At 48.6% G+C, this 23,268-nt stretch carries 13 protein-coding genes; 7 read left to right on the forward strand and 6 right to left on the reverse strand.

Features of this window, described 5'->3' with window-relative positions; genetic code table 11:
• Window positions 1–128: 128 nt before the first annotated feature.
• Window positions 129–890, forward strand: a complete 762-nt coding sequence (locus tag BMZ56_RS16215; protein WP_090628868.1) for a GntR family transcriptional regulator — start codon at window positions 129–131, stop codon at window positions 888–890.
• Between the two features lie 85 nt (window positions 891–975).
• On the opposite strand, the gene BMZ56_RS16220 is transcribed toward BMZ56_RS16215, so the two are convergent.
• Entirely contained in the window at window positions 976–2,562 is a 1,587-nt protein-coding gene (locus BMZ56_RS16220) for a RagB/SusD family nutrient uptake outer membrane protein (protein WP_090628499.1), read from the reverse strand.
• A gap of 17 nt (window positions 2,563–2,579) precedes the next feature.
• Window positions 2,580–5,666, reverse strand: coding sequence for a SusC/RagA family TonB-linked outer membrane protein (locus tag BMZ56_RS16225; protein ID WP_090628500.1), 3,087 nt, complete (start codon window positions 5,664–5,666; stop codon window positions 2,580–2,582).
• A 390-nt stretch (window positions 5,667–6,056) separates the two neighbouring features.
• On the opposite strand from BMZ56_RS16225, the gene BMZ56_RS16230 reads away from it, so the two are divergent.
• The 6 genes from BMZ56_RS16230 to BMZ56_RS16255 all read left to right on the forward strand — a co-directional run bounded on the left by BMZ56_RS16230 (window position 6,057) and on the right by BMZ56_RS16255 (window position 15,084).
• On the forward strand, window positions 6,057–6,629 hold the full coding sequence (locus BMZ56_RS16230) for an RNA polymerase sigma factor (RefSeq protein ID WP_143072947.1): 573 nt from the start codon (window positions 6,057–6,059) through the stop codon (window positions 6,627–6,629).
• A gap of 98 nt (window positions 6,630–6,727) precedes the next feature.
• Window positions 6,728–7,915, forward strand: a complete 1,188-nt coding sequence (locus tag BMZ56_RS16235) for a FecR family protein (protein WP_090628504.1) — start codon at window positions 6,728–6,730, stop codon at window positions 7,913–7,915.
• A gap of 174 nt (window positions 7,916–8,089) precedes the next feature.
• The gene (locus tag BMZ56_RS16240) at window positions 8,090–11,305 is read left to right on the forward strand and encodes a SusC/RagA family TonB-linked outer membrane protein (protein ID WP_218146593.1); all 3,216 of its coding nucleotides are present in this window, start codon (window positions 8,090–8,092) and stop codon (window positions 11,303–11,305) included.
• A gap of 3 nt (window positions 11,306–11,308) precedes the next feature.
• A complete protein-coding gene (locus BMZ56_RS16245; RefSeq protein WP_090628507.1) occupies window positions 11,309–12,832 on the forward strand; it encodes a RagB/SusD family nutrient uptake outer membrane protein in 1,524 nt (507 codons plus the stop codon).
• A gap of 12 nt (window positions 12,833–12,844) precedes the next feature.
• The gene (locus BMZ56_RS16250; protein ID WP_090628508.1) at window positions 12,845–14,161 is read left to right on the forward strand and encodes a Gfo/Idh/MocA family protein; all 1,317 of its coding nucleotides are present in this window, start codon (window positions 12,845–12,847) and stop codon (window positions 14,159–14,161) included.
• Between the two features lie 8 nt (window positions 14,162–14,169).
• Window positions 14,170–15,084 carry a sugar phosphate isomerase/epimerase family protein gene (locus BMZ56_RS16255; RefSeq protein WP_090628510.1) on the forward strand — a complete coding sequence of 305 codons (915 nt, stop codon included), beginning with the start codon at window positions 14,170–14,172 and terminating at the stop codon, window positions 15,082–15,084.
• A 95-nt stretch (window positions 15,085–15,179) separates the two neighbouring features.
• On the opposite strand, the gene BMZ56_RS16260 is transcribed toward BMZ56_RS16255, so the two are convergent.
• The 4 genes from BMZ56_RS16260 to BMZ56_RS16275 all read right to left on the reverse strand — a co-directional run bounded on the left by BMZ56_RS16260 (window position 15,180) and on the right by BMZ56_RS16275 (window position 23,249).
• Entirely contained in the window at window positions 15,180–16,622 is a 1,443-nt protein-coding gene (locus tag BMZ56_RS16260) for a Gfo/Idh/MocA family protein (RefSeq protein WP_090628512.1), read from the reverse strand.
• Window positions 16,623–16,865: 243 nt separating this feature from the next.
• Window positions 16,866–17,573 carry an SGNH/GDSL hydrolase family protein gene (locus BMZ56_RS16265; protein ID WP_090628514.1) on the reverse strand — a complete coding sequence of 236 codons (708 nt, stop codon included), beginning with the start codon at window positions 17,571–17,573 and terminating at the stop codon, window positions 16,866–16,868.
• Window positions 17,574–17,598: 25 nt separating this feature from the next.
• A complete protein-coding gene (locus tag BMZ56_RS16270) occupies window positions 17,599–20,406 on the reverse strand; it encodes a glycosyl hydrolase (protein ID WP_090628515.1) in 2,808 nt (935 codons plus the stop codon).
• A gap of 77 nt (window positions 20,407–20,483) precedes the next feature.
• On the reverse strand, window positions 20,484–23,249 hold the full coding sequence (locus tag BMZ56_RS16275; RefSeq protein ID WP_181127809.1) for a glycosyl hydrolase: 2,766 nt from the start codon (window positions 23,247–23,249) through the stop codon (window positions 20,484–20,486).
• Window positions 23,250–23,268: the final 19 nt, after the last annotated feature.

Below are 23,268 nucleotides of genomic sequence, written 5' to 3' on the forward strand. Positions count from 1 at the left end.
TCTAACCAACACAAGTTATCAAAGATATTTTAAGAATGTTTATATGTATATACATATGCAAATGTAAGTTTTTTTTAAAAGAAACCAAATTATTTTATAAATTAGCTTCTGTTTCATTCTCAGATAAATTGGATTTAAAAATCAATCATAAAAGCCCGATACCGCTGCATGTACAAGCGGAGAACTTGCTACGAAAGCTCATCGAAAGCCCGGAGTACCAAGCGGGTAAGTTTTTGCCGAATGAGGTGGATTTAGCCAAGCGGCTTGCGATATCACGTGCGACGTTAAGGCAAGCAATCAATAAGCTTGTGTTTGAAGAGTTGCTGGTCAGGAAGAAAGGCGTTGGCACCAAAGTAGTCAATAAAAAGTTCAGCTCCAGGTCTAACAACTGGCTTAGCTTCTCCCAGGAGATGGCCGCCCGTGGCATCCCGGTCAAGAACTTTGAGTTCCACGTTTCATGGGAACTTCCCAACGGTGGCCTGGTGGATTTCTTCGACATTGATCCGGATCAGAAAATATTGAAACTGGAACGCGTACGCGGCCGTCCGGAGGAGCCGTTTGTGTATTTTGTTTCCTATTTCCATCCGCGCATCGGACTGACCGGTGAGGAGGATTTCAAACGACCGCTCTACGACATTCTGGAAACGGACTACCACACCGTCGCAGATTTATCCAAGGAAGAAATCAGCGCTTTGGCGGCTGATAAATTCCTTGCCGACAAACTGGAAACGGAAGTTGGTGCAGCCATCCTTTTTCGCAAAAGGCAGGTATTTGATCAGGCGGACCGCCCCCTGGAATATAATCTTGGCTACTATAAGGCAGATAGTTTTATTTATACCGTCGAAAGCAGGCGGCAAACCGCCAAACCGTTAACACAGGTTCATTTTTAACCTTGCACCGGATTTGATGGGAACACCCCGTCCGCTGCGAAATACCGCAGACGGGGTGGAAAATCGAACCCGTGAGCGCATGACATCAATCGGTCTCGCTGTATCCCGGATTTGGGTCAAGAGCAGGATTACGCTGTATCTCGTCGTCCGGTATGGGATATAGCAAATGCTTTTCGGCATAGGTAGCGCCAAAACTATTCCGGTGACCAACGACATCGACAAAGGTAATTTCGCCGTCATCGGTTACTGGAAATTGCCGCGTACGCTGGATATCAAACCAGACATGAAATTCGAAAATAAGCTCGCGCAATCGCTCCTTCCATACCTCGGCCACAAATTGCTGGGGGGTTAAGCCGGTCAATTGGGCTTTTATCTGTTCGGCAGACTGTTTCCAATAGGCACGTGCACGTACTTGGGACAGGTAGTCTACTGCCTCAGCGGTGACTCCTTCAGACAGGGCAATGGATTCCGCAGCGATGAGCAACACATTGGCATAGGTATAGATCGGCAAGTCCTTGTCGGACGTTGCGGTTTCGAATGCGGCCTCTTCGTCATACCAAAGGTACGGTGCTTTCTGAAAATTGACCACGGTGCCGTCTGCTTTCGTGAACGAAGAATGGAAATATTGCTTCTCCTGCCCCCGGAGATCCTCAGCGGGGTCGTAGGCTGCCAATAAGCTTGGCGTAGGCGCATAGGCATTGTTGGCAATGGCATACTCGAGTTCCGGAGAAATATTCGTCGGAAACGCCCATTGTGCGTAACCAGAATTGGCGATACCCACCGTGTATTCAAAATAATAGATGTGTTCATTCTGCAAATTATCTGCCAACCGGGCTTTATTATATGCGCTCGCTGCGGGAATGACCGCCCCTGCGCCGTTCCGGTCGTGCTGAGTTAGATTAAACACACCGTCGCTGATCAACGACCGGGCCTGCTGTGCGGCGTCGGCATAATGATCGGCTTGCAACGGATATCCGCTCATCGTAAGATATACTTCTGCCAATAACGAGGTAGCGGCACCCTGCGTAATCCGATTGCCGTTGCTGCCCATGGTGGTATTGGGCAAGTTCCCTTCCTGCGATGCATATTGAAGGTCCTCAACGATTAGGGTGTATACGTCGCCCACTGAAGCTCGCTCCACGTACAGGTTTTCCAAGCTTTCGTAGGGCTCGGTAATCAGTGGTACTCCTCCGAAAAAACGCACGAGGTAGTAATAATTCAATGCACGGAAGAACCGTGCTTCGGCCAGCAGCTTATTTGCTTCTGTCTCGGGCAAGCCCGGCGTTGTCGGGATGTACTTGACGGCATTGTTGGCCCGTGAAATACCCAGGTATAAATCTCGCCAGATCCCTCCGAGGTAGCTTGACATATTGACAGGGTTCAGGGTCAGTTGCTGTGCATGCTGTACATGCACTTCCTGCCCCTTATATTCATTATCTACGAGCCCCGACGTGTAGGCGCCAAACATGATCCGTGAACCGGAATATACCCCGCCGCTAAACAGCGAAGGCAAACCGGAGCGGTACAAGGCATTGACTGCGTTGTACGCATGATCGGAGTTCTTGAAAAACTGGCTGGGCGCAATCTCATCTTTCGGTATCTCGGTAAGAAAATCTGAGCAGGAGGTTGCCAATATTCCCGCCGTGGCTATGATGGTGATTAACTTTTTCATAATTCGACTGTTATCGTTTAAAATTGGAAACTGGTACCTAAGGTGAACGTCCGTGGGTTGGGGTACTGATGGAAGAAGATGTTCTGCCCCCATTGATCGCCTCCCCATGAAGTAGCCTCCGGGTCGTAGCCCTTAAAGTCATCCGATTTGATAAGGAAGGCATTCTGTACGCTTGCGTAGATGCGCAGGCCCTTGAGGTTAAGCTTGTTGAGCGAAACGCCGCCGAAGTTGTAACCGAGGGAGATCAGGTTACCCCGGATATACGATCCGTCTGCCACCCAATGATCGTCCACTTCACTGTTTTGCCCAGTGTACGGACCGTTCCTGATCTGTTGGATCATCGTGTTCTGGTGATCTTCCGTCCAGCTGTCGTAGAGGGTGACGGCCAACCCGTTGGAATAGCCGGTACGGTCTTCCATAGAGTGGGTGAATTGCTGGAGGATGTTGACCCCCCATACGAATTGCAAATCAATGGTAAGATCGAAGTTTCTATAACGAACGTTGTTAACGAAGCTGCCCATCCAATCGGGAAGTCCGTTGCCAATGATCTGGCGTTCGCTGCTCCGCTTGGCTACCCCCGGAATGGCGCCCACGGCTGCGGCTTCATCCGCTTCGTCTGTTCCCCAGATACCGAGACGACGATAGCCCCAAAAAGAGCTAAGCGGTTCGCCCACTCGCAGGATCGTTTGGCTGCCCGACACCCAACTGGGGCCAGGGAAGATATCCTCGCCGTTTTCGCCCAACGCTTCGATGCGGTTCTTGTTGAAGTTGAAATTGAGGGTTGATTGCCACCCGAACACATCATTGGCTACGGGAGTGCCACTTAACATCACTTCTACGCCACGATTGGACACCGAGCCAATATTATCCCGTACTCCGACGAAGCCGGTGGATGTTGGTACAGGTTTATCCAGCAAAAGATCCGTCGTGAGTTTGTAATAATAGTCGAAACTCATGTTTAGACGACGATTAAACAGCGCTAAGTCAAAGCCTGCATCGAACTGGTTGGTTTTCTCCCACTCCAGGTTAGGGTTGGGCAACCGATTGATATAGCTCTGCGACACGCGCACACCGTTAAGCAATGTCGTGTTTGTCGATATGGTACCTAACGACTGATAAGTCGGAATTTCTGTGTTCCCGGTGATCCCATAACTCGAACGGATTTTGAGTTCGTCTAATCCCGCCACATCACGCAGGAATGGCTCCTCAGAGAGCACCCATCCCAGTCCCGCGGAGGGAAACACACCATATTTATTGTTTTCACCAAACCGCGACGACCCGTCGATACGGCCGGTAACGGTGAGCAGGTACCGGTTTTTGTAGCTATAGCTGCCCCGCAGGAAATACGAATTCATCGCCCACTTGTCGTGCGACGAGTTGGGCGCGCCGGGCTGGCTGGCCGACTGAATGGCATTGAAACGGAAGAAGTCGTCCGCAAATCCCTGTGCAGTAATCCAGTTGTCCCTATAGACGCGCTGCTGCCAGCTTAATCCCAACACGGAGTTGATACGGTGATCACCGATTTCGGTATTGTAGTTCAGGTAGGTTTCTTCCTGCCAATAAAACGACTGTCGATTTTCCAACCGTGCGGAACCTAAGGGTTGCGAAATATTGATCAGGTCGGTCGGGCTGTATTCTTGAATATTCGTATCGTGCTTATCAAAACCGAACTGCGTGCGCAGATCCAGTCCCGGCAGGATGTGGAACGTCAGGTAGGCATTGCCGAAAAGCTGCTGGCGTTTGCGAATGCGATCCTGTGTTTCCAAGACGTGAACAGGGTTTGGAATTGCCTCCAAGCCGTAAGGGTCGGTAACCATGCTGCTGTTGGACCAGGTGCCATCCGGAAACTTAACCGGGAATATCGGCGGCATCTCCAGCATCGACCGCCGCGGCATCTGATAGCCGCCCCCTTCATCTACTTCATTATCGCGAGTATAGTTGGCCAATAAATTGACCCCCAGCGACAGCCAGTCTTTCGGCTTTGCATCATAAGCTATTTTACCATTTATCCGTTCCAGACCACTGCTAAGCATGATGCCTTGCATATTGGCATAATTGAGAAATGCGCCGAATGAAGCATTGTCGCCTTTGGTCTGCACGGAAAACTGATGGTTGTGCGACATGGCTGTGCGCGTGGCTTCCTCCTGCCAGTCCGTATCGTACAGCGGATTACCCTGTGCATCAAACAGTCTTGGATCGTTACGCGTAAACGCTGGTATGCTGGTGGTACGGTATTTCGAATGATTGGCAAATCCCCGTTCCAACACTTCCATAAACTCTGCAGCGTTAAGCACGTCGAGCTTGCGGGGCAATACACCCACGTTCAAAAATCCTTCATAGCCCACGATGGTTCCTCCGACACTAGCGCCACGCCGGGTGGTGATCAATACGACTCCATTTGCACCTCGCGCCCCGTAAATGGCTGTAGAAGAAGCATCCTTGAGGACCTCCATGCGTTCGATATCGTTGGGATTGAGGAACTGAATGTTTTCCATCACCACGCCATCCACCACAAACAGTGGATTTGACGAGGAGTTGATGGTGCCTAGTCCTCGGATCAGGATGCGGGGGCTGCTGGTCGGCGACCCCGAGTTCAAAAATACGTTTACACCGGCAACCCGACCTTTCAGCCCCTGCAAGGCGTTGTTTACAGGCGCCTGCAATAGCTCTTTTCCAGATACGAGACCAACGGAGCCCGTTAGGTCCGATTTGCGTTGCGTACCGTAGCCCACCACAACTACTTCATCCAATTGCTGATCCTCCGGGGAAAGCAATACCTCGATCGGTTCATTCGTGTCCACTTGAACCTCCTGGCGCTGATACCCCAAGTAATTGAAAATCAACACAGCACCCTCCGTAGGAACTTCGATGCTGAACCGACCAGCCTGATCGGTCGTGGCGCCGGTCTTCGTCCCCTTTAATGTAATACTTACGCCTTCTAGAACCGGATTGTTCTGTGATGCGTCTGCAGATCTCACGGTGCCTATAATGGTCAATCCGCTCTGCGCTTGACTGATCCACGGTAACGCGCAGGTCAGCACAAAAACAAAGTAAAATACGCGGCGCGTCTCCTTTGCTGTCAGAAAAAATAAATCTTGTACCATAATTCGTAATAATTGGTGATTAAAAAATATGTATACACATATGTAAATTCTATTTGGTTAATTCAATTTAAAGGAGTCGTTAACCGCAAAAGACCCCATCAGAGTGAAAACATCAAGCGAATGAACAGCTATATGTACATATGTACGTACAAATCTACATATTTTTTTTAAAAACCAAATCATTTTTTTATTTCGCTTGCGGCAGCGCTTTCTTTGGTAAATTGAATTTTTTCAAACAAGTCAGCGCTACTCACTGCAGGAGAAAGCAGAAAAGACCTCAAATGCAACTCTGCTGACACGCGAGGGAACAGACCATCGGATAGAGTTGGCTTTTCAATTCGTTTAATTTAATCAAAACAGTATATTGCAGCCTGATTAAAGAACCGAATTGTGGACGTCAAAGAGAGTAAGCTAATCGACATGCTTATCGAAGGGCGGAAATCTGCGTTTGAACAACTCTATCATAGCTATTCAAATCGGGTTTTCAACTTATCATTTTTCCTGCTAAAAGACACGGGGTGGAGTGAAGATGTGGTGCAGGATGTCTTCGTGAAACTTTGGGAGAACCGAAGTGGCTTACAGCGCGATCAAAATCTATGGACCTATCTATATGTCATGACCAAGAGACAAGCACTCAATAAACTACGGAGTGTCAAACGGTCCAATGCCTGTTTCGAACGATTGTGGACGCAAATTTCTGAAGTGGAAGACAACCTTCATGATACCGTTGTTGCCAAAGAATTGAAGGAGAACATCAAAAAGCTCCTTAGGCTGCTTCCTAGACAGCAACGAACCGTTTTTTCCCTTAGCCGTCTCGAAGGGTTCAGTCACCGGGAAATCGCCGAACGATTAAATATTTCACCTAACACCGTCAAAAACCACATCGTACAAGCTGCCAAATACCTCAAAAACGAACGTCTGTATCACGACCTCTTTCTGTTAGCCATCTTCTTTTCACTCTAGTTTAACAAAAAATATCGCCTAAACTAGTCCCTTTTTCCAAGCATCGGTGTTCTTTACCAGCATCTTCATTTGGAGATAACAAATGTATTAAAAGAGCAATGGGTCAAGACCAATTGAACGATTTACTGACGCAATATCTCAACGGAACCATCGACAAGGGTGAACTTCGCCGCTTACTCGGTTTGATAGCGGACAAAGACATACTTGAAATTGATCCAATCATTGACCAGCTGCTGCAAGCAAATTTCCAACCCGATCAACAGAGTGGCCATTTTGACTCGGATGCGGTACTGAGCCGGATTCGGCTCCGCACAAATGAGCAGAAAGAGCCCCAGGGGGCGGACAGTACGAAACGCACTGGAAGACGCATACGCATGTACTGGGCTGCTGCCAGTATAATGGGATTTTTAATCATTCTTTCGGTATTGTTTAATCAAAACAGCAAAAGCACCTCAACCGACAAGGCGCTAGCTTCCTCAGATATTTTTCTCTCCGCAGAAAACCAAGTGGTACTCTATCTCGTTGATGGTTCCTTCCATGACCTGACACGGGCTAATCCGGAAACCTTACGTGACATCGGCGTAGACGTCACCATCGATGAAAACGGTGAGAGACTATTTATTTTAACCCCCTCCAGAAAAAAAAGTGACGGGTACCGTATCATTAAGAACGGAAAGGGGAATGTCTGTCAGCTGCAGTTGACCGACGGAAGCCACGTCTGGTTAAATGCTGATGCTACCCTCTCCTATCCCGGCCAATTTACGGAATCAAAACGACAGGTTGGTATTGAAGGCGAAGCGTTCTTCGAGGTGTCGCATGATGAGCATAGGCCCTTTGAAGTTTCGACAGCAAATACGGTTATCCGTGTGTTAGGTACGCAGTTTAACATCGCAAACGACCGGTCGAGCGGCATTACCCGTACTACATTGGTAGAGGGTTCTGTAAAAGTCAGCAGAGAGCATCATGCGGTCGTGCTCCATCCGGGATGGCAGGCAACTACCGATGAGATTGCAAAGGGGATATCAACAGATACCGTAGACCTTCGGGATGTAACTGCATGGAAAGAAGGATATTTCAGGTTTAACGACCATACGATAGAAGAGGTTATGGCACAATTGGCGGCCTGGTATAACATCAAGCACGTCTACCTCGAAGAACAAACCCAAGATCGCTTCACGGGGTCTATTACCAGAGGCCAAAAGCTCTCTGAGGTACTCGTGCAACTCGCCGAAATATCGAATTATAGATTCAAAATTAAAGAAGGGAGCGTATATATTATGAAGTAGTATAATGGCACACCGGAATCAGCAGCTTAAGCAGGTTTTTAGCTGCTGACCGAGATCGATAGGAAGATGTTTCACAATTGACTACCTAATACATGAACAATGCACAAATCTGATTCTCGCCGCTGCGCTTACCGGCGCCAAACATTGCTAAGATATATGATCAAGATGAAAATCATGCTCATATGTATAATCACATCATTAGTGTCTGTGCGCGCTACCACTTATGCCCAAAAGGTTACCTTGAAGTTTGAACAAGCCACGCTCCGGGATGTGCTGGATGAAATCCAAAAACAAACCGGATATGACTTTTTGTACAACAGCACACTCATTGCCAAAGAACAAGCCATCAGCTTAACCGTCAACGATCGCGACTTCAAAGAGGTTCTCACCGAATTGCTTCATCCACGTAATTTGCGTTTTGAAATAAAGCGAAATACCGTATTCGTCCGTAAGCGGGGACCGGATGTGAATCCAGCACCCGACAGGCTTCCAGCGGCGAATCATCAGCAAACCGCCCATGGAATCATCAGGAACACACAGGGACAACCGCTAAGCGGTGTCACGGTTGGTCTCAAAGGAACCTCAGTAGCCACGGCTAGCGACGAGGGAGGCCGTTTTTCATTACCCGCCGAAGCGGGTCAAACCTTGGTGTTTTCCCTGCTGGGCTACGTTCCCCAAGAAATCGCCGTTCCCTCTTCGGGCGGAATGGAGGTTCAGCTATTCGAAGAAATGAGCGACCTGGATGAGGTAGTTGTCGTGGGCTACTCTACACGCAAAGTGCGCTACCTATCCAGCTCGGTAACGACCATCCCCAGTGAAAAACTCAAAGACGTAACCTCAAACGACCTTTCGACTATGCTGCAGGGCAAGGCCCCCGGGGTGGTAGTGTCCTCTCCTTCGGGAGCGCCTTCAAGTGCTCCCCGCGTACTCATCCGAGGTGCGGGCACCATTTCGGCCAGTACTTCTCCACTCGTGGTAGTCGATGGCAATATCGGCGGGAATTACAATCCAGCAGATATCGAATCGGTATCCATCCTCAAAGACGCTGCCGCAACAGGATTATATGGATCTCGCGCTGCAAACGGTGTCATCATCATTAATACGAAACGGGGTGAAGCGGGTAAAACTAAGGTCGAATTCAACAACTCGTTCGGTTTCGGCAATCCAACCACCGGCAATTTCCGGCTCATGAATTCGCAGGAGCTGTACGACTTTCAAACTACGTTCTACGACCGTGATCCTTCTGTACTCCAAAACAATACCGATTGGTGGGGACTTGCATTTGGTCAGGGGTATGTCAACAACCATAACCTATCCATCTCCGGCGGCTCGGAAAACGTCCAATATTATGCGTCAGGTGTGTTCTACCGGGAAGAAGGGACACTAGCAGGAACGGGACATACCGGATATAATTTCCGCACCAATCTCGACGCTAAGCTCACCGATCGCCTGAAAGCGTCCGTTCTGATTAACGGAAACGTAAACAAAAACCAATTAGAAAACAGCAGAACGATGTACGATGCATACACGAATCTGCCTTTTGATCCCGCGTTTGACGGTGAAGGGAATCCCATCGATGCCCGCTTTCACCCCAATTGGCTGGGCAGAGAGAAAGAAAATTTCCTTCATTCACTACTATACAACTACAGTAAAGACCGGAGTTGGGCAATAAGCGGCGACCTTAACCTGGATTACACGTTAACTGATAAAATTACGTTATCTAGCTACAACCGCACCCAATTTGCCAATGGTCAAACAGCCCAATTCTTTGACCGAAATACCAAGCAAGGCGGAGCCAATGGCGGCGAACTCCGCAACGGCACGAGCAGTTCGAACCGGTTGCTGACCTCCAACCGAGTTCGGTATGCCGATACCTTCGGTGAACACGATCTAGCAATACTAGCCGCCGCGGAGGCGGAAACAACCACTTCCGACTGGTCAGCAACATCCGGAAAAGGATTACCATCGGGCAGGGATGTTATGTCCGTGGCTACCGATGTTTTGTTAAGCCCCAGTGGAGCCCGGGAGCAAGTAGGATTCCGGAAATACCTGGCCCAAGCCGACTATAGTTACAACAATAGGTATTTCTTCGTAGCTTCGTTTGTCAATGAGTTTTCGTCAAAATTCGGAAAGAATAATCCTATGGCCAATTTTTACCAGCTCGGTGCATCGTGGATTCTGACGAATGAACCGTTTTGGCAGGAAAACCGAATACTGTCCTTCGCCAAGCTACGGGGAAGTTATGGTACCGTTGGTAATGCCGATGGTATTTCCAATTTTGCGGCGTTGGGGCTGTATTCCATTACGCAGGATGCCAGCTACTCGGGGTTGCCAGGAGCTGCCCCCTATCAAAAAGGCAATCCCAACCTGAGCTGGGAAAAAATCCGGTCTGCCAACCTGGGTGTCGACCTGACGTTATGGAACCGCGTAGGCATCAGTTTAGATATCTACGAGAAAAAAGCATCGGAATTACTCTATAGGCAACCGCTCGTGGCTACCACAGGGTACAGTTATGTGTGGGTAAACGCTGGCTCCGTACGTAACCGGGGGTTGGAGCTCAATGTCACTTCTCAGAACTTCAAAGCAGGTAATTTTACCTGGGAAACGAGTCTGAACATGGCATTCAACCGAAACCAAGTCCTGGAGCTTAGCGATGGATCAGCAATATTCAATCCCGGAGCCCGACAACCGATCGCCGTAGGGTATGACATGGATGCTTACAACCTTCCCATCTGGGCCGGCGTGGACCCTGCAAATGGAGACCCGTTGTGGGAAAAAGTGACAATAGATGAAAGTGGAAACCGATCAATCGCTACGACCAACGTCTACAGTGAAGCCGCCACTTCCGATTCACGCCAATTTACCGGAACTTCCGCCGCACCGAAATTTACGGGCGGCATCAGCAACACGCTTACGTACCAGAACTTCACGCTATCGGCATTTTTCAATTTTGTGTACGGCAATTACGTATATAACGACACACGTGTTTATTTTGACAACGACGGTCTTTACGAAGCGTTTAACTCGATGGTATTGCCCAAAGGCTGGACGCGCTGGGAGAAGGAGGGCGACAAGGCCACTCATCCAAAACCGATCGTGGGAGGAAACAAGGACTCCAATCAATCTTCTTCGCGGTATTTGGAAGAAGGAAGCTATATTCGTCTGCGGAATGTGCGCTTGGGGTACAACTTCCCGGAAAAATGGCTCCAGTCCGCTCGGATTTCGAGGCTACAGGTATTTATAAGCGGGGATAATCTCTGGACAGGCACTAAATTTTCGGGCCCCGATCCCGAGGTTTCACTCAGTCAGGTTGATCTAGCATCGGGTGTATCCAGTTTCAAGTACCCCGTTAGCAAAAAGGTCCTCTTTGGTTTAAATGTAACATTTTAACGAATGAAAATTATGATACGTCCATCAATATATGGTAAACTGAAGCTGATGACCGTGGCGGTCCTATTTTTCTCCTGCCAGAAATATTACGATCCCACGGAGTTCATCAATGAAGAAGATGCATTGGCTAACGAGTCGGATGTGGAAACCGCTACCATAGGTACCTATGCGGTACTGAAAAATGCAGCTTACGTGCGTAGCGGACATTTTATCATGGAATATCCGGGAGATGCGGTGGCTCAGGGACAATCCTCAGCAGACGACCTGACGCGCGCATACCGGTACACACATATCAACACGTCCGACCACTGCACGAATTTTTGGTCGCAAGCATACAAGGTCGTCGCTGCCGCAAACAATGTTATCGAATTTGTGCCGAACGAATCATCCGAGGGGTTAAGGCAACTCAAGGGAGAAAACCTGTTCCTGCGGGCTATGATGCATTTCAATCTGGTGCGGATTTTCGGACGGCCTTACCCACAGAATAGCGGAGAAAACCCAGGGGTCCCTATCCTAAAAGAAGGGTTAAGCGATGAAGAAGCGGAAACGCTGTCGAGGAGTTCCGTAAAAGAAGTCTATGATTTTGTCATCAGCGATTTGCTTCAGGCTGCAGAACTGATGAGCCAGTCTAAAAACAATTCCTTTGCCTCGAAGGAAGTTGCCTACGCCTTGCTGGCCCGGGTATATCTCTATAAAGAAGACCAGGAAAATGCCATCAAATATGCCGATCTAGTTATCAACTCCGATCGATATGCACTGTTGCAGGGAAGCGAATATGCCGGCTATTTCAGGGCGCAGCCCGACAATAACCGGGAAACGATATTTGCCATACGGCATATGAAGGTTGAAGACCGAGCGATGTCTTCCATCGGTTCGATGTATTTCAGTGGCGATGTTTCCGGCAATCCGCTTGGCCAGGGTGTCAGCGGATGGGCAGAAATCTACGCTTCTAAAAAATATTACAATTTCCTCAACCAACATCCTGAAGATCTCCGTAATTCCTTTATCACACCCTACGTAGTAAACGGCGAACTGCAGTACAACCAAAAGCTCACCCCCGTTACACCCATGTATTATGTAAATAAATATTCACTCCAAGAGGGGCTCATTAATCTTAGTTCGCCTGTGTACCTACGGTTGGCGGAAATGTATCTCATCAGGGCGGAGGCAAATGCCAAAGAAAACAATATCGACGCGGCATTAGCCGATGTCAACCTATTACGCAAACGGGCGGGCTTATCGGAAGATGCGCTGTACACTCCCGAAAAGCTAGCCACAGCAGGAAAGACCGCACTGGACGTGGTGCTGGAAGAGCGGTGGCTTGAGTTGGCGTTCGAAGGGCACCGCGCTTACGATCTTTTCAGGAACAACCGCTCCGTGGTACGTGATTACCCCGGCACCCATTCCCTAAATAACACGCCAACAACCGACTTACATCAGGAAGTGAAACCCACCGATAATCGGGTTGTATTTTACATACCCCAAGCGGAAATCAACAGAAACAGTGCACTAAAACAAAATCCATAAACTTTTAATTATATGAACTATTCTAGAAGGGAATTTCTGAAAACAGCAGGCATGACCACCCTTGCCGGTGTAGCCACAACGAATTACGTATTGGCATCGAACAACATTTGGTCGCTCAACACCGACACGCTCAAGGTGGGACTGATCGGTTGCGGAGGCCGTGGTACCGCTGCGGCGATGGAAGCGCTTAATGCGGATCAAAACGTTGTATTGTCTGCCATGGCAGATGCCTTTGCCGACCGGCTTGACGAATCGTACAATACGCTTAAGTCCAAGATGGGTGACAAGGTACAGGTTACTGAGCCCCATAAATTCGTGGGATTGGATGCCTACCAACGCCTCTTGGAAAGCGACGTTGATGTCGTTTTGTTAGCCGCCCCTCCCGCATTCCGGCCCGCACATTTAGAAGCTTCAGTGAATGCAGGTAAGCATATTTTCTGCGAAAAGCCTTTCGCGGTGGATGCACCCGGTCTGAGACGGGTCATCGCGGCATCGGAGAATGCGAAATCAAAGAACCTCGCATTGGTAGCGGGGTTCTGTTGGCGTTACCACCTTCCTAAACGGGAAACATTCGGTCGGGTATTGGACGGAAAGATCGGAAACATTCTCTCCGCGGAGGCTACCTACAATACCGGAGAATTATGGTACAAAGAACGGCAACCCAAGTGGACGGATTTTGAATACCAGCTGCGGAATTGGCTGTACTATAACTGGCTTTCGGGAGATCATATTACGGAACAAGCCATTCATAGCTTGGATATGATGCAATGGGCCATGGGCGACAAGTTGCCCATAAGCGTTACGGGAAGCGGTGGGCGCCAAAAAAGGACAGACAAAAAATTCGGCAACGTATTCGACCATTTCGCCATGGTTTATGAATATGAAGACGGCGTAAAAAGCTATTTCTTTTGCAGGCAGCAAGCAGATACTGCGCCTGCCTATGCTGTGGAGCTCGTAGGCAATAAGGGCCGGTGCATTGTTGATTGCCGGACGGGAAGGCATGAAATCACGGGGCGTAGGGACTGGAAGTATGATGATCAGACCAAGTTCACCGATGAAAATGCCTATAAAAACTCCGAATCCCGGAGTATGTACCAGCAAGAACATGATGAATTATTTGCCTCTATCCGCAAAAACAAACCCAAGTACGATGGCGACTGGATGGTGAAGGCGAATCTGGTTGCTTTAGCTGGCCGGATGGCGGGGTATACCGGACAAACCATTTCCATACAGGATGCGTTGGCATCCAATGAGGTACTGTTCCCCGAAAACGTCTCGTGGGACCTGAAATACGAAATACCTGTAGCGGTGCCTGGAATTAATTCATAGCAAAGACGATGGAAAGAAAAACTTTTATAAAGACAGCTACCTTATTGGCTACGGGCGCAACGTTCGCTCCCGTATTGAAAGGTTATGGTACGCACATTATCCAAACGCCTTCGCAGGCACTCAACTTAAAAATAGGACTGGGATTCGGAATGATCAAAGAGGATTTATCGTTATTGGATAAATTCAAGTTGGTAAAGGACCTGGGGTTTGACGGTATTGAGTTTAATAGCCCGTTAGATATTCCGGTAAAGGAATTGCATACCGCCAGGGATAAAACAGGTGTCGAGCTACCCAGTGTGGTCAATAAAGACCATTGGTCGAAACCATTGTCCGACCCTGACGCATCCGTCAGGCAATTCACGATCGATTCGGTTGCCAAGTCATTAAGCGAGGTCAAGGAACTCGGCGGCGACACCGTTTTGGTTGTCCCCGGCGTGGTAAATGAAAAAGTTCCTTATGAGGTTGCGTATAAGAATGCACTGGAATCCGTTCGGAAACTTATTCCACATGTCGAAAAAACCGGCATGAAAATCGGACTCGAAAATGTTTGGAATAATTTTATACTGAGTCCGATTGAGGCGCGAGAATTTGTGGATACCATTGACCATCCATTGATCGGTTGGTACTTCGACATCGGAAATATTTTGCGGTACGGATGGCCGGAACATTGGATCGAAACGTTGAATTCACGTATCGTGAAACTCCATGCGAAAGAGTTCAGCCGTGAAAAGATGAACAACGAAGGTTTATGGAAGGGGTTCGAGGTAGACCTGCTAGCGGGCGACAACAATTGGCCTGTTGTTATGGAAGCTTTACGGAAGGCAAATTACAAAGGAGGGTGGCTCACTGCGGAAGTAAAAGCAGGCGATAGGAATCACCTTAAAAAGATAGCCGAACAGCTCGATGAGATACGCAAGCTATGAGTAGGATTGTCCAACCGGAAATCGATGTTTATTAATGCAAAGAGGCCGTCAGTGATGACGGCCTCTCTCTTCCCATTATACGGTGAATAATTCCATCATACGGTAGGCAACTCCCAACCCTGACGGTATTTCCGCTTGACGAACTGGTTAACTGCGTCAAAATTGGTTACCTTCATGGCATCGTTGTCCCAAATCAATTTCAGACTTCTTCCTGGATATTTGTTATCGATGCGTAGATCGGAACCGCGGATAGCGAGGTTCGCCATCAACAGCGCTTCGGTTAATGGTCCTGCGATTGCAAAAGGCGAACTCACTTCCTTATTACCAGGTCCTGCGATACAGGCTTCCACCCACTGTGCGTAGTGTCCGCCTGCCCCTCCGGGTACACGGGTATATTTAACGGGCAGTTTGTGCTGCTCGGTCAATGACGTGGGCAGTAATCGCGGATTTTCTGCATAACATCCAGCCATCATTTTGCCCTTGGTACCCATAAAAAGGATTCCGTTACCGCCGTCGCCAAAGACCTCATTGGCCCCTAATTCTTCCGGGCGTTGCGGTTGGATACCACCATCCATCCAATGGATTGTTACATCACCTGAAGTTTTTTCAGATTTGGGGAATGTCAATACTGCGTAACTCGACGGCGGACAGCTTTCGGGAAAATATCCACGCTTAAATTCGTCAACGTATACGCTGCCAACGCTTGCCTGTACATCTTTCACATACTGAAGTCCTAATATGCTAAACGGTGCTTCCATAATGTGACAGCCCATATCACCCAATGCTCCGGTGCCATAATCCCACCATCCGCGCCAGTTGAAAGGCACCAATTTATCTACGTACTCTTTATACGGCGCTGTACCAAGCCAAAGATCCCAATCCAATTCTTTGGGAACTTCCGCTTTTTGCTGCGGCCATTGAATACCTTGAGGCCATACCGGGCGATCTGTCCAGGTATAGATGGTATGCACATCGCCAATTAGCCCGGCATCAAACCACTCGCGCATGATCCGTACGCCGTCCCCAGAAGCTCCTTGATTTCCCATCTGGGTGACCACGTTGTATTTTTTCGCGGCCTCCGTCAACGCACGTGCTTCAAAAATATCGTGTGTCAATGGCTTTTGTACATACACATGTTTACCTAATTGCATGGCAGCAAGGGCTTGGATCGCATGGTTATGATCAGGTGTTGATACCGAGACCGCATCGATATTTTTATGCTCCTTATCGAGCATTTCTCGAAAGTCTTTGTAATACTTTGCTTTCGGGAATCGCTTCACGGAATCCGCTGCGCGACGGTCGTCCACATCACAGAGAAAAGCGATCTCTGCTTTACCACTATCGTGAAAATTTTTCAAATCAGAATTGCCTTTACCACCGACGCCGATACCCGCGACAATTAGCTTGTCGCTGGGGGCGACAAAACCCGCACCACCCAGTACATGCCGTGGTACTACCATAAAACCTGCCGCTGCCGCAGCACCCGTTTTGATGAAATCTCTACGGGTTGCACCTGTTGATTTATTATTACTTTCCATTTAATATAAATTATTGATATACTGTTCGTTTTAGTGGAATCAATGAAATCACTACGCTAAGTTGTTTTAGCGTATACTTGAATATTAAAATACATTGGTTAGCACAATCTATCTCTCTGATTGTGCGGGGCTAATATACTAAAAATTGCCAGCAGTTGCGTAACAACTTGCTGGCAATTACTGATAAATTGTCAAAACCCCAAGATGTTGGTAGTGCTTAACTTGGGCTTGCTTTAACGAGCGTCAAAACCATTTCAGCAGTTCCGCCATAATAAGCGCATGCCCTTGTCTATTGGGATGGTTGACACTGGCCATATAAGGTTTGATATCCGCTTTGCTGGCAATGCGCTTAAATACGCCGTATACATCGACAAATCCGATGTTATATTGTACGGACAGATCGTGGATCTGTGTGGATAGCGCATCGAGCGGCGTATCATTTGCTCGAATATCCACCCGTTGATCCGGAGAAGGCGTAAGGAGAATAACATTGATTCCACGCGCCAGTGCAGATTCGATCATTTCGGCATAAGCATCTTTGACTCGACGGATGTCTTGAAATCGATCATTCAAAGCATAGTCAATGAATAAAACATCGGGCTGGTGGGACAGCACCTCGTTTTCAAAGCGCGCGGCTCCTTGGATCGAATTTTCGCCGCCGATGGCCGTGACGATGCTATTAATGGGTGCATAAGGATAGCGTTCTTTCAGCTTTTCAAGCAAGAGATGAGGATACGCCTCCAACGTATGTACTTCATGTCGATCGCCATACCCGGCCGGCACGGAATGTCCGTGAAAAACCAAATTGACGGTCCGATTTTTTGGCCATACCTTTTGAAGCTCAGCCTTGACAGCCGCGAGGTATTTTTCCGGTGAGGCACCTTCCTGAGAAAAACCCGGCAGGTTCATTGTCAACCAGAAAAGAGAAAAAATAATAAGTCGTTGTTTCATGATATTCTGTTATCGCAAGTTCTCATTACTGAAGCAGGTGCTCTTTATTACGAATAACCTGCAATTTTACCGGACCAAAAAGTCCCGATGGTTTCAAGGGAACTTCAGCCCAAGGAATCAGATTCTTGTTTGCTTTTGCCAAATTGGTTTGTGTAAACCGTTCTCCCAGCACAGCGTCTCCCGTCAGCCGATTCGACCAATTATTCGCTATTTCAACACGGAGCGTATTGGCGCCCGGTTTCAACATCGAAGTAATTTCAAATCGATAAGGCGGGCACCAGGAAATACCAAGATGCCGGTCATTCACCCAAACATCAGCCACTTCGGCAAAGGCGCCTAAATCCAGCCATGCTGTACCGCCTTCTTCTACGGGTGGTTGGTCAAATTCATGCGTATACGTCGCGATTCCCGAGTAATACCGGATGTTCGGATCGTTGGATTCGTGCCACGAAATGAGGTCGGGGAACTGAACGTTGATGTTCGTATCCACAAATGTGACGTCCCAAACACCTGTTAGGGGATGTTCGTCTAGCTGCTGCTTCCAGGTGATCTGTTGATTATCCCGGATTAACTGATAACTCCCCGGCTGTAAAAACATGATCCCTTGCTCGGTGTATGTAAGATCGGGCGGATAAGGCCCCTGGTAGTTGATCCGGTCGAAATGCGTAACATCCTTACCTTTTCCAAATACCACAAAAAAAGTCTCATGTGGGGCAAAGGTCAGCGGGATTTTTACCTGATTGTCCTGTTGTTCCCAGATGGGTATTGCACAGCTACTCCCCGTTACCGGGTACCATATTTCAGGCATTCTACCACTTTGCCGGAATAAGCATTCCCTCGATATGGTCTGATCTTGTGTATTCCGGACCAAGTAAAAGTCGGCGTCTTCGCTTTGATAATGAATGTAATCCAACGTCCCTTGTTCGATTCCCTCGTAGTGAAAATCCGGCGGCACATCTAGCGACTGGAGGATGTCCGTTTCGGCGACCACTCCACCCTTTTTCTTCAATGAATCGATTTTTTCCATCGCCTGCGTATTAATGCGATGGCCCTGCCCCAAGCTCAACGCTTTGTAGCGGCCTACTCCCGGTAAAACCCATTCCCCATCTTCAACCGTCAACTCGTTCAACAGCACCTCAGTATTGACAATTTCATAGTCGTATCCATCCCCCACTTTGAAACGGGTATTTTTTGGTGGAACCAGGTTCGGAATATCATCCCCGTAATAATACAACACGTCTGCAACGAATTGCGTGTTCTGCAACACATAGGATATCCGGGCCAGGTAATCGTTAAACGGTCTGATTTTGGGCCACCAAACCCGTTTGTCGTTGTAATGTGTCCCCGCCCAATAAACGATACCCGGATTACCGAACTCACTGGGATTATGCGTAAAGCCATGAATAACCAACCGGTTCATTCCTTCGCAAAAAGCCCGGTCTGCATATGCTTTCAGGTCGGCGGGACCTTCCTGCCAATCCCAATAGCTGGTAAACGCCTCTTCCTCTACGATTCCCCTTTTATAAATATGGGACGCTGCTGCAATTTCTTTTACCAGCCAAACCATGTCTACGCCATCTTCATCGTAATAAGGACGTTTGTACCAAAATTCGCCCCGGGGAATATCCAATGCACCCAGTGCTTTCAATGTTTCGACGGGAATGTGGTGCATGTGGCCCGGACCACCCGACTCTGAGACGAGCTTCAAACCGTGGTTATTGCAGATTTCCTTCGCTTTCCCATAATGATTATGAATCATCAACTCGGAGTAGGTTTTCGACAAATCAAAGCTGAACTTCTCCTTGAGTGAGTTGTCCAAAAAATCCGGGTTGAAGATAGCGGGCAGCAATTTATGAATGGAATAACCATGTAATGCCTGAAATTTATCCGGAAGGCTGTGGGTCCATGCAAAATCCTTAGCTTCATAGCTCGCTAAATAAAAGTATTTCAGCGCGGTTTTGGAAAAGTCGCCCAGAACCGGTTTGAGTTTGTCTACAAAATAATTTAGGTGCATTTCTGTCGCCAGCGAGTCAAAGTGGTCGATGATCGGGCCGGCCGAATGGGGAGAGGGACTGATCAGCTGCTCTCCTGAATTTGAACTGACAAACCGGTGGATTTCCCAATCGCCTTCCGGTGCCTCCCATGAAAGCAGGTCATTGACACCATCAAAATGGGCCGTAACGTCAATCACCTGGGAAGTGTCCTGCAACGGCTGACTACCCGCCGGGACTGCTACTACTGCGACGTCCTCCCAATAGGCGGGTCGACCATCGGCACCGTATGTGATAGCCCGTGGATTTCCCCGCTTGTCTACCTGAATGGACGGAAACGGCACCTTTACCGTTAAACTACCCGCTTGCCCATGCCTAACCAAGATTTTGGATTGGTAAAGTGTTTTGGCAGCGTGTTCAGGCTTCACCCAGCTTCCCCCGGCATTCCAACTGCTGGCTAGCCCCAATCCCACTTCCATATCCAGCTTACCCGCTTCTTCCACAGCGAAACAGATCGCTGCCACCGATGAATCACTCATAAAAGCCGGTCCAGCCGGAATGATCTTATTCGGGTCGCTCGCCGGGCGGATGCCTATTTCAAAGATGTCCACGCCGGAAATACCCGCTTCTTTCATAGCCCGGAGCTCCGCTTTGATCCGTACGCTGTCGGTGTATCCGTTTAACCACCACCAATACACTTTGGGCCACGCTGTCTGCGGGGGTTGTGCAAACCCTTCTTTTAGGGTCTGGGCTGGAGTAGTTGATCTTCCGGTAGGGTTATTGCAAGCATATGGGATAGCCACCCAATAGGTGATAAAGAGCATGCAGATTAATCTTTTCATCAGAAAATGTTTTTGTTTAAAGGTCTGATGGAACCGGCATATTCATCACCTTGCCTTAGGCGACGACACGGCAGGTTTCATTTTATAAGACGCAATGTAACCGGACCTAATAATCCTGACTTCAGTAAGGGAGTCTCTGCCCAGGTCGTTTCCCTGGACCCTCGTTCTTTTAAATTTGTATTCGTAAATTTCTTCACGCTGTTCAGGTCGCCGATAATCCGGTTCGACCAGGTATTCACCACGTCGATCTTTAGTGTATTTGTGCCTGCCGTCAATAAGTCGGTCACATCATACCGATACGGAGGTGTCCAGGTAATTCCCAACGGTTTCCCATTCAGCCATACATCGGCCACTTTCGACACCTTTCCTAAATCCAGGTAAATACGACCGGATGTATCCCTGGAAAACGTAGTCTCAAAAGATTTTTCATAACTAGCGGTTCCGGAATAATACTTGATTCCTTTATCTGCCGAAGCCGTCCAACTCATTAATTCCGGGATAGTCACCGCACCGGGACCGCCCCACGCCGGGTCAAAACTTACCTTCCATTCTCCTTTCAGTGTGATGGGGTTGGTTTCTCCTTCACGGATGATCTCCATACCACCGTCTGTATAAGTGATGCGTGTATCCGAAGAGATTTCTGCAAAGTCCTCAATTCGCGGCTTTCGGTCCGAATGCCGGAATTCCACGAAAAATGCACCGTGAGGTGGAAACGTCAGTGGAACCTCCATTTGATCTTCCAACTGCCGAAATGCCGGTATGGCGTGTATTGCCCCATCAACCGGATCCCAAAGCGATGGGGCCTTATGCTGCTGACGGAACAAACAGGAGCGGGTGACCCATTCGTTGCGTGTGTTTCTGATAAAGTAGAAATCAACACCCTCTTTCGCGTAGTGGATAAAATCCAAAACCGGCTGGTCTGTCGTCATGTAGTCCAGTCTCGTGGATCCTTTGTCCGGGTAGTCGAAATCCGGCACGATACCTTTTGCCGTCAACGCGGCCGATACGTTTGAGTGACTGGCATCGGTAATCACTGCCCCCTGCTTACGGAGTTCCGCAATTTTTTTGTGTACGGCTTCGTTTTCTTCCGAAACATGCCCCATCGCCAGTACGCGGAAACGTGCCCCGTTTGCCAATGTCAACCAGCCATCGCGGAATGTCAGGCTATCCAGCAGGATATCCGTATTGATGATTTCATAGTCATATCCTGATCCTGCTGCAAACCGGGTATTTTTAGGGGCTGCGAAGTTGGGCACGTCATCGCCATAATAGTATAGCACGTCTGCCTGAAAATCCGCGGATTGGAAAACATACGAAATCCGGGACAGGTAATCGTTAAAGGGCTTCACTTTGGACCACCACGTAGTGCGATCATTATAGTGAGTTCCCGCAGCATACACGACGCCCGGGTATCCCATCCCCGGCGGATTATGGGTGAATCCATGAATCACGGCACGGCTCATGCCCTCACAGAATGCTCGATCACCGATCGGCTTCATGTCTCCGGGTCCTTCCTGCCAATTCTGGAAACTGGTGAATGCCTCCAACTCAACGATGTCATGTCCATAAATGCGCGATGCCGAAGCAATTTCTTTCACCAACATCAACAGATCGACACGATCCGGGGCATAGCGCGAATGGTTGATCCAGAATTCACCCCTTGGAACATCAAGTGCACCCAATGCTTTGAGTGCCTCTACGGGTACATTGTGAAGTGGTGGCCCGGGTCCGCCGGACTCCGAGATCAATTTTAATCCATATTTATTAGCAAGCTCCCTCCCTTTCCTATAATGATTGTTAATCATTAGTTCCGAAATCGTCTTTTCCAGGTCATTCTGAAACCTTGCCTGCACATCCGGAGCAAACGCTGCTTCATCGAAAACCGCCGGCAACCATTTCCGAATATTGTATCCATTCAATCGCTGGAATTCGGCCGCCATCCGTTCTGTCCAAATCCGGGTACGCGCCTCAAAACTGGCCAGATAGAAATTCTTTAGTGCAGTTCCTTTCAGGTCTCCCAGTTCGCTTTGCAAGCGCTTGATGAAATACATGAAATGAGCTTCGGTCGCTTCCGCATCAAAATGATCGAGCATCGGCCCAACGGATTTGGGACTTGGCAAAAGCAATTGTTCGCCGGTATTCGAACAGACATACCGATGGATTTCCCATTCTCCTTTGGGTGCTTTCCACCGCACGAGATCTTGCGCCGTATCCAGGTAGGCGGAGACATCGATGATTTGGGCTGTATCCAGGAACCCGCCTTCTGGGACGACCGGAATAGCAAGTACCGCAACTTCGCTATGGTATACTGGCTTACCATCTGCGTTAAATTCGATCCGCTTTTCTTTTCCGTTTGCATCCTTGTTGCTTATGGTAGGAAATGGAACGGCGAATTCACGTTGACTACCCGACGAAGATATCGCCGTTTTCGACACATATAATGTCTTGGCCGCGTGTTTAGGTTTCACCCAGGTGCCCCCCGCATTCCAACTGCTGGATAAATTTAATCCGACTTCCAAATCCAGTTTTCCGGCTTCTCTTATGGCAAATGCAATGTCAGCAAGTGATGAATCACTCATAAATGCCGGCCCGGCAGGTACAATCCCATCCGGGCGGAAGCCGATTTCAAAGATGTCAACCCCGCCAAGGCCCGCATTCTTGATCGCGTGGAGTTCCTCCTTGATCCGATCCCAATCGACAAAACCATTGAGCCACCACCAGTATACTTTTGGGCGGGCGCTTCTATCCGGATTTTCGAACGCCTTCTCGATGTTTGTCACATCAGCCGTTCCGGATTTCTTACCGCCGAATCCGCCAAATAAAAGTGGCAGCAATAGGGCCATAAAAAGTGATCCGCTTATT

The organism is Parapedobacter indicus, from assembly GCF_900113765.1.
Lineage (GTDB): Bacteria > Bacteroidota > Bacteroidia > Sphingobacteriales > Sphingobacteriaceae > Parapedobacter > Parapedobacter indicus.